Source organism: Lacinutrix salivirga, assembly GCF_053604675.1.
In genome coordinates this window covers 1-12,672 of sequence record NZ_JBSHNP010000039.1, presented here as the reverse complement: position 1 = coordinate 12,672, position 12,672 = coordinate 1, and the positions used below count along the sequence as shown (strand labels likewise).

Here is a 12,672-nt window from a genome sequence, read left to right as displayed (position 1 = left end):
CTTATTTTATTTTATGCTCTATAAATGGATACTCTTTTTGCTCGTAAACGGCATCGTACATAACGTTAATATCTGGATATGGAGACTCTTCTGCAAACTTCTCACATTCGCTAACTAATTTTTTAACGCGTTTATCTATTGCTTTTAGCTCCTCTTGGGTTGCATATTTTTCTTGTAAAATAACTTCTTTTACTTGTGTAATTGGGTCTATTTTTTTGTATTCTGCCACTTCATCTTTAGTTCTATAATGCTGAGCATCACTCATAGAATGACCTCTGTAACGATACGTTTTTAACTCTAAAAACGTTGGTCCATCTCCTCGTCTTGCTCTAGCAATTGCCTCGTCAAAAGCTTCGGCTACTTTAACTGGGTTCATACCATCTACTGGTCCGCAAGGCATTTCGTAGCCTAAACCTAGTTTCCAAATATCTGTGTGGTTTGCTGTACGCTCTACAGAAGTTCCCATTGCATAACCATTGTTTTCACAAACAAAAACTACTGGTAATTTCCAAAGCATTGCCATATTAAATGTTTCGTGTAAGGAACCTTGACGTGCTGCGCCATCTCCAAAACAACATAAAGTAACAGCATCACTATCGTGATATTTATCGCCAAATGCAATTCCTGCTCCTAAAGGGATTTGTCCTCCTACAATACCATGACCTCCATAAAAACGATGTTCTTTAGAAAAAATATGCATGGAGCCTCCAAGACCTTGAGACGTTCCTGTAGCTTTACCATAAAGCTCTGCCATAACCCGTTTAGGATCAACTCCCATACCTATTGGCTGAACGTGATTACGATAAGCGGTTATCATTTTATCTTTAGTCAAATCCATAGCGTGTAAAGCACCTGCTAACACTGCTTCTTGACCATTATATAAATGAAGAAATCCTCTTACTTTTTGTTGAATATATACTGCAGCTAGTTTGTCTTCAAACTTTCTCCAAAAATACATGTCTTCATACCACTTTAGGTAAACCTCTTTAGTTACTTTTTGCATCTAAAATTATTATTAAGTAAAATAATATTCTTGAAAAACGATTTTATAATTTTTCAAGAGTTTTCAATTTAAAATTGAAAACAAGCGAATAACAAAAGTAATACTTTAGTTAGGAATAAAAAAGAGTGTAAAATAGATTTATAGTATAAAAATAACTATATCGTTATAGAACCGACTTATCGAAAATTAATGGTAGTAAATTAGCTAAGGATTCTGAGTACACAACTTTGCCTGTTTCTCCCATAAAATAGATTTGAATTGGCGAATCTTGCTTTACTTCGTATTCTGCAATGGCTTGCCTACAAGCTCCACAAGGCGGAATAGGTGTTGTTGTAGGTGTTATTTTAGAACCTGCAATAATAGCCATTTTTAATATTTTAGCATCTGGATATTGCGCGCCTGTGTAATAAATTGCTGTACGCTCTGCACATAAACCAGAAGGATAGGATGCATTTTCTTGATTACTACCTGTTACTATTTGATTATTGTCTAAAATTAAAGCAGCTCCTACAGCAAAGTTAGAATATGGTGCATACGCATTATCCCTTACCTCAGAAGCTTTTTGCATTAATAATTGTATTTGTTCTGGCAGTTCACTTAGAGTATTGTAAACCTTTAGTTTTGTTTCGATTATAACTTCCTTCATAGTTATTATTTTAGACAAAAAAACTATTACAAATAGCAATAGTTTTTTTATAATTTATGTTTAAATGGTATTAATACTCATTATACTCATCAACACCTAAGTTAAATGTTAAAGAAAAACGAAGCGTGTTTTCTAATGGATTCTGTACTTTTCCAGAAGAGAATAAATACGATAAATCAATATTTACTACGTTTGCTTTAAAACCTGCTCCAAGTGCAAAAAACTTACGTGCACCTTTAGTTTCATTTTCGTTAAAATACCCTAATCTAAATGCAAATGAGTCTTGGTATAAATATTCTGCTCCTAAGGCATAGGTAAATTCTTTAAGCTCTTCGCTAAATCCTCCTGGTGCATCTCCAAAAGATTGAAACACTCCAGAAATAAAACTTACATCAGGATCACTACCTTCAATAATAACATCTGTTCTATTAGGACTAGACGCTAAATCATCTACATCTTCGTCGTAAACTCCATTTCCGTTATTATCTGTATAATCAAATTCGCTTCCGTATCTAGGAGGTGTAGGGACTAATAGTTTTGCAACTTCAGCAGTTACTCCTAATTTATTATACTCATCAAAGATAAAATCGAAACCTCCACCTAAACGTAAGTTGGTTGGCTGAAAGTTTTCTTTTCCACCTTCATCGTACTTAAATTTTGGCCCTAAATTTTGAATGGCAAAACCAGCTCTCCAACGTCCATTAAAACTGTCGTAAGCATTTTCTTCACTTTGGTAGTATCCATTAATATCTACTCCAAAAGTATTTGCTGCATTAGCATCTGCATCAATAGCCTGAATTTTTAAATTTGAAGAAATATATCGCATAGCAACAGACATTGCAAATTGATCACTTAATCGTAAAGCATAAGACACATCTACAGCAAATTCACTCGGTTTTTGAATTAATGGAGTTTCCTCTGCATTATTTCTAAGCTCAATCTCTCCTAAACCAAAATACCTTAAACTGGCTCCAAAAGCACTTTGCTCATTTAATCTGTTATAATAAGTGATATAACCTAAACCAATATCATTAACTAGTTTGGTTAAATATGGTGTATAACTAAGTGAAATACCAGATTTGGTGGTTGAAAACACATATTTAGAGGAATTCCATTGTTGTGAGAAGGCATCTGGTGCTGTTGCCACTCCCATGTCTCCCATACCTGCAGACCTTGCGTCTGGTGCAATCAATATAAATGGCACTCCTGTTGTGATTACTCTAGAGTCTGTATCGTTTGGTATTACAGTAGTTTGCGCATTCATTTTAAATGCAAAACATAATGCGACTAGTATTAAAATTTTATTATTCATGTATTTATTTTATTTAGCAAATATAAATTTTTATTAGAGTATTACAAGTTTCTCTATTTTTTCGACTGTTTTATTTGTAGCGTTTGAGTGCACTTTTAGCTTATAAACATAGACGCCTTTTCCTATTTTGTCTCCAAAATCATCGCGTCCATCCCACATAATATCTCTAGACACTGAGCTAGTTATTTTTGTTCCGTTTTCTGTTTGCCCATTTAAGGTACGTACTAATTTACCTGTAATGGTAAATATTTGTACTGTTATATCTAAAGCATCGGAACTATTATGGTTAAACCAAAACTCTGTATAACTCACAAAGGGATTAGGGTAATTTAGCACATTAGTTATTACAAGCTCTTGATTTTCGTCCACTACTAAAAATTGAATTTCGGCAGTACCAGAGTTATTATATACATCCCAAGCTTTTAGCGTTAAGGTGTGTAATCCTGGTTCTAAATCTCTAAATGGAAAGGTTACTTCTCCTCGTTTATAGTCATCTACTTCTGTTTGGTAATAATCATTAAGTATATATGGATTAGTTTCATCTCCATCTAGGATTGCTACAATATCATGGCCAATACCACTTGCAGTATTTATTCCATTATCGTCCTCTAATTTCACTAAAAGTGTCGGTGAACTATTTGTGATACTACCAGACACAAAGTTTTCGTCATTCATGTACAAGTTAACTAATGGTCCAATATTGTCTTCGGCTGCATTTTCATTAATACCACCAATTTTAATTGCATCTGTATTTGCTCCTGTTTGGTCTAGTAAAGCATTAGTGGCTTTAGAGTAAAAACTTATTTTACCATTACCTACAGGAATACTAATGTCTCTTGGTACAACAAATTCAAATTCAAATTCTCCATTTACTACTGAAGCTTGACCTCTAAAAACAATTTCTCCTAGTGTATTAAAATCTAATCTAATTTTTTGTGACTGTGCACAATTTGTTCCTCCACCTATACAAATATTATCGTTTGCTAGAGTTTGTCTTTGTATTTCTTTATCGTAAATAGTTGTAGATACCACACCATTATAATTGGAGAGTATGTTGCCAGACACATCTGTTACTTCTCCTGCGAGTTTGACAAAGCCTAATGCTTGCAATACATCTGTTTCTTGGTCTATTGGTACATCATTAATTTTAGTTAATCTTATGTTTGGTTTTGGAAAGGCGAGCTTCATTGCTGGATCTCCAATAAAAAATATTAAAGATTTTTGACTTTGTGATGACACTAGTAATTCAGGATCGTTTTTTGCTAACCTTAACGCTTCAGCCATTGTTGGATACTCGTGGTCCGCATAATCGTCTTCATCATTAAAAGAAAATAAATATTGTTCTAAAATAACATTAAAATCTACTCCTGCAGTTACAAATATTTGTCGAGTTGTTGTAATTAAGGATATGGCTCCTCCACGATCGTTCCAAAAAATAAACTCACCCGCAGTTTCTCTTAATGGGTTATCGAATCTCGTATATTCGCAAGTAACGGTTACAAAACAGTTTAGTTTACAAGTATTTCTAAGGTTTTGCGCTTCTGGTTTTTGGTATATACGTTCTTTTGCTAATCCATCTTCACCTCCATGACCAAAATAGTTTGCAACCAATACACCACTTTCTATAACATTGCTAATTTCTTCAGTAACTTGTGGATAACGGTCTCCTCCTGCAGAGGCTTCTTGTTGAAAGGCGTCTGCGTGTAGTTTTACCACATTAATAAATGGCTTTTCTTGGGTTACTGCATCGCCTATTTCGTCTGTTGTATTTTGTAATATTTTTTCCCATTCTTCATCTATATCATCAGAGATTACTAAAAATTTATTTCTCCAACTACCATAAGCATCAGGAGCATAATAAGATTCTATTTTATCTACTAATGTCTTAGCTCTTTGCGGTGTGTCTGCTAAAATTCTTCCTACTGCTATGTCTAATTTATTAGAAGACTCCATAGTCCCTTCATTAAAGTCCATCATCCCGTAAAAATCGTCAGACACAAAAGAGCTGGTTAAGTTTTTACTAATGTATGCATGCCAAGAAGGCACAATATTGGTGTTGTTTTCAATTCTATCTTTATAATCATAGGAGCTATCACCAAAGAGACATAAATACTTTATTCTATTTTCTGGTGTACTCGCATTATCATAAATATATTTAACAAAATTTCTAATAGCACCTATATCTGCGTTACCTGTATTAAATTCGTTGTAAATCTCATTTAGTGTAACAACTTTAACATTTAAATTATATTGATTTCTATTAATTTCTGCCAACCTATTAGCTTGAGTAAGCATATTACTTTTAGTAACTATAAGATAATCTACGTCTTGGAAGCTACCTTGTTCATTTAAAAATATTCTCCCTTTTAAATCTTGGTTTGTTACAAGAGAATTACTCTCTATAGTTGGACTATAAAAATCTGAAGGAGATATAGCTACAAAATTTTTGAGCGTACCCATTTCTGATTTAAATGAGAATGCAGCATCATTATTTGTGTTTTGATAGGTGGTTACATTATGAATATCGGTCACATCCCAAACTTCTGGTAAATTTGAAGCGTTACTAATTGTATATTCTGCAATACCAGAAAGATTAGCCGTTTCGTTAAGCTTAAATTTAAATTGACTTCCGTAAAAGGATAAATTTCCTTTTGCTCTAATTGTGATATAGTCTATATAAGCAGTTGCACTTGGGTTTCCAAAATTATCATGAATATATTCTACAGAAATGGTAGGCGAATTCACTATAATATCATCTTGATAACTATTATCATTTAACAAATTTGGAGGTGAAGCTCCTGCTAAATTTACATTAACAATTTCAGTCCCATTAATCCTTATAGCCATAGTTGATGTTTCACTAGATGCAGTAGCTAAAAAAGTTTTAAAGTTTATAGGTTCTTCTGTTTTTAAATTTGGAAAATTAAAATCGAAGGTTTTAGTACTTTCAATGTCAAATTTATCTCCAAACCAACGTCTTCCAACAGAAGCTAAATTATATTCGTCAACTTCATGAAACTGAAAATCATCGTACTCATCAATAATTAAATCTGCATTTCCAGAAGGTTGTAATGCAGTATTTATTCGCTTTCCATTACCTGCACTAACGTTTATATAATAATATGCTTTATCGATGTATGGATTTAAATTGGTGTTTATTAAAGGATTATCGATATCTCCCTCTGGCCCTTGTCCATAAAACAATATATAATCTCCATTATTAATAACTCCATCCTCCTCACCTACAAATTGTATAGCATTTTCTGTAATGTCAAATAAAGACACCTCAGAATTCAAGTAAGGAATCATTTTTCCTCCATTTCCATATAATTTAATGGTTTTAGGATTTACTGTATTTACATTAACGCCAATACTACTTAAAAAGTCTTTTGAAAGTCTAAATACACCAGATTTATTAATAGAAAACCTATACCAAGAGCCATTTAACAAAGCCGAATTAACTAATGGTTGCTGAGCAGCTGCGCTAGACCTTCCACTATAGTTAGTATATTTTACTGTAAAAGACTCTACTTTTTTATAAACATTATTACTAGATTTAATTATAGGACTTACACTTAAATAAGCGGATTTTTTGTTTCTATCAATAGAATTTTTTAATGAATATTTTATTGAAGAAGGAATTGTAGAACGATCGATTCCTTTTAAATCTTCAGATGATATACTAGAATAAGTAACATTTTCTAAAGTTACCGAACGCTCGTCGATAAGGTTACTAATTTTCCATTGGTCGGAAAACTGTAAACCTTCACTAAAAGAATAGCCAAAATTCTTTTTGGGTTTAAAAGCAGGTACTGTAGTAGAAAAACTCTCTGTAAGTATAAGTTCTTCACCTTCCCAATTAATAGAGTACTGTTTTTGCTGCGCAAAAAGGCATACTGTTGCCAGTAATAATAGTGGTGTTAGAATCTTTTTCATTGTTAAATAACGCAATTATATTTAGGATATTATTAAGAATTAAAAAAAAACTTAACAAGGAATCAAAATTACAATAATAAAATAGAAAATACAGCGTTAATAGAACACAAAACATCGTCAAACAGCTTAAATAACATCGATGTAAAGTAAATAAACAGGGTAAAACGCATAATTTTTTTACTCAATTTTTATTATTTCCCTTGTATTATTCGGTATAATCCTTATATTGCGAGACTAAAATATTAGCTTACTTAAACGTATGAAAATGAAAAACGTAACAAAATCAATCGCCTCAAAGGTATTAATGCTATTGGCACTTTCAATTGTCTTAGTTGGATGTAAGAGATCAGGTTCATCTAATGTAGATAGTGCAACTGGTTGGCAAATCAACTCTAAAGATGGAGGATTTCAATACAACACTAAATTTAAAGAACAAGAAACGCCTCCAGGAACGGTATTTATTGAAGGTGGTACTTTTACAATGGGAAAAGTTCAGGATGATGTTATGCATGATTGGAATAATACTCCAAACCAACAACACGTTCAGTCCTTTTATATGGATGAAACTGAAGTTACCAACCAAAACTATTTAATGTATTTAGATTGGATAAAAAGAGTGTATCCACCAGAAGATGAAAATTTTAGAAAAATTTACGAAGGTGTTGTACCAGATACTTTAGTTTGGAGAAACCGTTTAGGATATAATGAAGTTATGACGGAAAACTACTTACGTCATCCTGGTTATGGTCAATATCCTGTGGTAGGTGTAAGTTGGATTCAAGCTGTTGAGTACGCTAATTGGAGATCAGACAGAGTACAAGAACTTAATTTAGAAAAAGAAGGTTACTTAGCAAAAGATGCTAAACTAGGTGCTACTGCAGATGCTAATTTTAGTACAGATACCTATATAAATGCACCAACACAAACGTATGGTGGGAACGATAGTATTATTAAACCTGCTAAGTCACGTAAAAGAGTACAAACTACTGCTGCTGGAGATACTATTAATGTATTTGCTACACGCGAAACAGGAATTATTGGACCAAAATACAGACTACCTACAGAAGCAGAGTGGGAATACGCTGCGTTAGGTCAATCAGATATTAGAAGTTACAATAGCTATAGAGGTCGTAAAAAATATCCTTGGGAAGGTCAATACACACGTTCTGGAAACAGAAAAGTACGTGGTGATCAATTGGCTAACTTTAAACAAGGAAAAGGAGATTATGGCGGAATTGCTGGTTGGTCTGACGATGGAGCAGATATTACTGCAAAAGTAAAAAAATACGAACCAAACGATTATGGATTATATGATATGGCTGGTAACGTTGCAGAATGGGTTGCAGATGTTTACAGACCTATTGTAGATGATGAATTTAATGATTTTAACTATTACAGAGGTAATGTTTATACTAAAAACGCAATTAATGACGATGGAACTGTTAAAATTGTAACAACAGATGAAATTGTTTACGACACCTTATCTAACGGAAAAGTTGTAGCAAGAAACCTACCTGGAGAAGTTGCTAAAGTTGGAGTAGATGAAAACGAAACCTATTTAAGAACTAACTTTGATAAAAGTGATAATAGAAACTTTAGAGATGGAGACATTAGCTCTTCTCGTTACTACGATACAAGTTTTGATGAAGAAGAAGATGCTTCTAACACAAGAAAAATGTATAATTCTCCAAAGCATAACGTAGAAGTTGATTCTGCTGGAAACTTTGTAAAAGAATATGATAAGTCTAATAAAAGGACTTCTCTAATCAACGACGAAGTTCGCGTATATAAAGGAGGCTCTTGGAGAGATAGAGAATACTGGTTAGATCCAGCACAACGTCGCTACTTCCCTCAAGATATGGCAACAGACTATATTGGGTTTAGATGTGCAATCTCTAGAATTGGATCAAAAACTAAAGGAAGAAATAAAAGTAAAAACTAATTTTTACACAATAAATAAACTAAAAGCTCTAATTAAAATTAGAGCTTTTTTTATACATTTATTTTATGGAAATAAATAAACTACATAAGCTATTCTTAAATTGTAATGGAGTTTCTACTGATACCAGAAAAATTAAAGAACACTCCATGTTTTTTGCATTAAAAGGGGATAATTTTAATGGGAACACCTTTGCTCAAAAAGCATTAGAAAAAGGTGCTAAATACGTTATTATTGATGAAGCGAAGTACAAAACCAATAAAAACGTATTACTTGTAGATGATGTTCTTAAAACGTTACAGGAATTAGCTACTTATCATAGAAATTATTTAAAACTACCTATAATAGCTTTAACTGGTAGTAATGGTAAAACAACGACTAAAGAACTTATACACTCCGTTTTAAAACAACAGTATAATACTACAGCAACTGTAGGCAATTTAAACAATCATATTGGAGTGCCTTTAACTTTACTCTCTATGACCAAATTAACAGAAATTGGTATAGTTGAAATGGGAGCAAATCATAAAAAGGAAATAGCGTTTTTATGCAAAATTGCTCAACCAGATTTTGGATACATTACTAATTTTGGAAAAGCGCACCTCGAAGGTTTTGGAGGAATAAAAGGTGTAATTGAAGGAAAATCGGAACTCTATACCTATTTAAAAGAAAATAATAAGAATATATTTTTAAATGCAGACGACGATATCCAATTAGAAAAACTAAGCAGTTACATCAAAAAATTTGGATTCTCTAAAAGCAATTCTAACTTTTTTAAAATAGAGTTATTAACTAGCTTACCTTTTGTAGAATTAAAAGTAGAAAACACAAAAATACAATCAAACTTACTTGGAGAATATAATTTTACAAATATTTGTGGAGCTATAATTATTGGTAAGTACTTTGGTATTGATATTAACAATATTAAACAAGGAATTGAAAGTTACACACCTAAAAATAATAGGTCTCAACTTATAGAAGACGCCAATTCTAATAACATAATATTAGATGCTTATAACGCTAATCCATCTAGCATGGCAGCTGCATTAGATAACTTCTCTAAATTAAAGGACGAACATAAAGTTGTAATTCTTGGCGATATGTTTGAATTGGGAGCAGTAGCAGCTACAGAACACCAATACATTGCATCATTAGCAGAAAGTTTCAATTTTGAAAATTTACACCTAATTGGAGAACACTTTAATGCAATCACTAAAGAAAACGCAAATACATATAAGTATAATTCTTTTGACCACTTTAAAAAGAATTTTAAAATGCCTAAAAACAAAACTATGCTTATAAAAGGCTCTAGAGGAATGGCATTAGAGCGCATTTTAGACCTATAGAAAAAACTAATAAAAAAGCCACTCAATTTGAGTGGCTTTTTTGTTGTGGGCGCGAAGGGATTCGAACCCCTGACCCCTTGGGTGTAAACCAAGTGCTCTGAACCAACTGAGCTACGCGCCCTAATTATTAGGACTGCAAATATAGAGTAGTTTTTGATTCTGCAAAAGCTTTTTTAAAAAAATTTTAAATTATTTCTGCAACAACAAATGTACTTCCACCTACATAAATAACATCATCAATCGTAGCACATTGTAAAGCAGTAAGATATGCGTCTTTTACTGAGTTATAGGCTTCGCCTACAAATCCTTTTTTATTAAAAAAAGTTTTTAATAAATTAACTGCAAGACCTCTTTTTATATTTGGTGTACAAAAATAATAAGTCGCGTTTTTTGGTAGTAAATGCATTATAGACTCTAAATCCTTATCGTTAACTACACCAAATACAATATGGAGTTCTTTATGCGCTTCTAAAAGAAGTTGCTTCATAGTATAGGCTAAACCCTCTTTGTTGTGAGCAGTATCGCAAATAACTTTAGGTTGGTGTTGTAAAACTTGCCATCTTCCTTTTAAATTCGTGTTGTTAACTACGTTTTGCAAGCCATTAACTGTATTTTGCTTTGATATTTTATAGCCTTTATTTTTAAGCACTTCAATAGTTTGTAAAACTGTTTTTATATTATGCTTTTGGTAATTTCCTTTAAGACCACTGTCGTAATTTTGTTTTACATTTTTATCTGCAAAAAAGAGTTGAGCTTCTTGTTTTTTTGCAATAGCTTTAAAAACGGATTCTGTGTCTTTTTGAGTCTCACCAATAACTACTGGTATATTCTTTTTAATAATACCTGCTTTTTCTTTAGCAATTTCTGGTAAAGTAGTTCCTAAAAACTGCGTGTGATCTAGTCCAATATTTGTGATTACAGCAGCTTCTGGAGTTATAATATTTGTAGAATCTAATCGTCCTCCTAATCCTACTTCAATAATCGCAATATCCACTTTTTGTTTTGCAAAATAATAAAATGCCAAACCCACAGTCATTTCAAAAAAAGACAATCTATTAGCCTCTAAAAACGATTTGTTGCTCTTAATAAAACCTATTACAGCTTGCTTGCTTATAACTTGACCATTTATGCTAATTCGTTCTCTAAAGTCTTTTAAATGAGGTGATGTATATAATCCTACTTTATATTCTGCTTCTTGTAAAACTGAAGCTAACATGTGGCTAGTAGAGCCTTTACCATTTGTACCTGCAACATGTACAGATTTAAACTGCTGTTCCGGAAAATTTAAATGTTCAGCAAGTTTTATGGTATTTGATAAATCTTTTTTATAAGCAGACTTACCTTGGTTTTGATACATTGGCAATTGAGAAAACATCCAATTTATAGTATCTTGATATGTCATGTTTTACTGCCCTAATTTGAAATTTATACTCACAAACCCAACTTGGCGTGCAGGCGCTTTAGAATCTGGTTTCCATTTATGAGATAGCGCAATTTTTTTGGCAGGTTCTAGTAAACAAGGATGCGTATTTTTCGTTCCTCTTACTCCTGGTTCTGCTTTTACTACACGTCCGTTTTTATCTACTTCTATTCTTACAACTACTAAACCAGACTCATTACAGTCTTGCTTAAATACTTGTTTTGTTGGTGCTCCTCGTCCATTTAAGCCATAACCTACTCCTCCACTTCCTGTTCCTGGATCTCCAAAATAGCTTGTTGCGTAAGGATTGCCATCTAATTGGCCTTTATCGCCAGCTTTATCATCATCACCTTCACTTCCTGAAGATTCTCCATTAGAGTTGTTTAAGCCTCCCATCATTTCGTCTAGCTTACGTTTTTTCTCTTCTTCTTCTTTTTTCTTTTTTGCTTCAGCTTCCGCTTTTGCTTTGGCAATTCTATCTGCTTCAGCTTTTGCTTTAGCTTCAGCTTCTTTCTGCTTTTTAATTTTAATAGCTTCAGCACTTTCTTGTGTTAAAATATCTTCAGCCACTTCTTCTGCTTTACTGTTTTCTGGTTGAGCGTCTTCAGCTTGAGTTTCTTGTGGAGGTTTATTAATATTTAAATCTTCAGATTTTACAGGTTTATCTGGTTGAATAGTTCCGCTACCAAAATTTGTGTTTCCAAAGTTTACTGCAACTCCATATTCTTCAGGAGGATCCATATAAGTTTGACCTACAACGAAAAGCAAGACCAAAAGACACAACATAACTATTGTTGTTAATATTTTAGATCGTCTTTTATGTGTAAGTCCTTTTACTTTCCATACTATAACGAAAAGTATAAGTACAACTAATAAGATTCTAACAGGTACACTAAACATGTATTTTATTTTTACTACTTAAGGATACTTATTTACTACTGCGATTTTACGGCTAAAGTAGATTTAATTTTATTTCTGTTTGCGATGTCCATGATGTAAACTACGTGTTTCATCTCCACATCTTGGTCTGAGCGTATGGTTATGGTTGGCGACTCTGTATTGCCTATTTT

8 protein-coding genes and 1 tRNA gene are annotated in these 12,672 nt (G+C 32.7%); 2 read left to right on the top strand and 7 right to left on the bottom strand.

What is annotated here, in order from left to right; genetic code table 11:
• Position 1: 1 nt before the first annotated feature.
• From pdhA to porU, 4 genes are all read right to left on the bottom strand, one after another.
• Positions 2 to 1,003, bottom strand: a complete 1,002-nt coding sequence (pdhA, locus tag ACVC5O_RS00830; RefSeq protein ID WP_452219560.1) for a pyruvate dehydrogenase (acetyl-transferring) E1 component subunit alpha — start codon at positions 1,001 to 1,003, stop codon at positions 2 to 4.
• 163 nt (positions 1,004 to 1,166) lie between these two features.
• Complete coding sequence (gene cdd, locus ACVC5O_RS00825) at positions 1,167 to 1,649, bottom strand: cytidine deaminase (RefSeq protein ID WP_452219559.1); 483 nt, start codon at positions 1,647 to 1,649, stop codon at positions 1,167 to 1,169.
• A 70-nt stretch (positions 1,650 to 1,719) separates the two neighbouring features.
• Entirely contained in the window at positions 1,720 to 2,961 is a 1,242-nt protein-coding gene (gene porV / locus ACVC5O_RS00820) for a type IX secretion system outer membrane channel protein PorV (protein ID WP_452219558.1), read from the bottom strand.
• Between the two features lie 33 nt (positions 2,962 to 2,994).
• Complete coding sequence (gene porU, locus ACVC5O_RS00815; RefSeq protein WP_452219557.1) at positions 2,995 to 6,897, bottom strand: type IX secretion system sortase PorU; 3,903 nt, start codon at positions 6,895 to 6,897, stop codon at positions 2,995 to 2,997.
• Between the two features lie 259 nt (positions 6,898 to 7,156).
• On the opposite strand from porU, the gene gldJ reads away from it, so the two are divergent.
• Complete coding sequence (gene gldJ, locus ACVC5O_RS00810; protein WP_452219556.1) at positions 7,157 to 8,839, top strand: gliding motility lipoprotein GldJ; 1,683 nt, start codon at positions 7,157 to 7,159, stop codon at positions 8,837 to 8,839.
• A gap of 65 nt (positions 8,840 to 8,904) precedes the next feature.
• On the top strand, positions 8,905 to 10,182 hold the full coding sequence (locus ACVC5O_RS00805) for a UDP-N-acetylmuramoyl-tripeptide--D-alanyl-D-alanine ligase (protein ID WP_452219555.1): 1,278 nt from the start codon (positions 8,905 to 8,907) through the stop codon (positions 10,180 to 10,182).
• A gap of 46 nt (positions 10,183 to 10,228) precedes the next feature.
• Here ACVC5O_RS00805 and ACVC5O_RS00800 read toward each other — a convergent pair.
• The 3 genes from ACVC5O_RS00800 to ACVC5O_RS00790 form a co-directional block, all read right to left on the bottom strand.
• A tRNA-Val gene (locus tag ACVC5O_RS00800) sits at positions 10,229 to 10,303 on the bottom strand.
• A gap of 63 nt (positions 10,304 to 10,366) precedes the next feature.
• Positions 10,367 to 11,584, bottom strand: coding sequence for a bifunctional folylpolyglutamate synthase/dihydrofolate synthase (locus ACVC5O_RS00795; RefSeq protein ID WP_452219554.1), 1,218 nt, complete (start codon positions 11,582 to 11,584; stop codon positions 10,367 to 10,369).
• Positions 11,585 to 11,587: 3 nt separating this feature from the next.
• Positions 11,588 to 12,388 (bottom strand): energy transducer TonB, encoded by an 801-nt coding sequence (locus ACVC5O_RS00790; protein ID WP_452219604.1) that lies wholly within the window; start codon positions 12,386 to 12,388, stop codon positions 11,588 to 11,590.
• Positions 12,389 to 12,672: the final 284 nt, after the last annotated feature.

Excerpts from the sequence above, each read along its gene's own strand:
- pdhA (WP_452219560.1), bottom strand. The coding sequence starts at position 1,003 with ATGCAAAAAGTAACTAAAGAGGTTTACCTAAAGTGGTATGAAGACATG.
- cdd (WP_452219559.1), bottom strand. The coding sequence starts at position 1,649 with ATGAAGGAAGTTATAATCGAAACAAAACTAAAGGTTTACAATACTCTA.
- porV (WP_452219558.1), bottom strand. The coding sequence starts at position 2,961 with ATGAATAATAAAATTTTAATACTAGTCGCATTATGTTTTGCATTTAAA.
- porU (WP_452219557.1), bottom strand. The coding sequence starts at position 6,897 with ATGAAAAAGATTCTAACACCACTATTATTACTGGCAACAGTATGCCTT.
- gldJ (WP_452219556.1), top strand. The coding sequence starts at position 7,157 with ATGAAAATGAAAAACGTAACAAAATCAATCGCCTCAAAGGTATTAATG.
- ACVC5O_RS00805 (WP_452219555.1), top strand. The coding sequence starts at position 8,905 with ATGGAAATAAATAAACTACATAAGCTATTCTTAAATTGTAATGGAGTT.
- ACVC5O_RS00795 (WP_452219554.1), bottom strand. The coding sequence starts at position 11,584 with ATGACATATCAAGATACTATAAATTGGATGTTTTCTCAATTGCCAATG.
- ACVC5O_RS00790 (WP_452219604.1), bottom strand. The coding sequence starts at position 12,388 with ATGTTGTGTCTTTTGGTCTTGCTTTTCGTTGTAGGTCAAACTTATATG.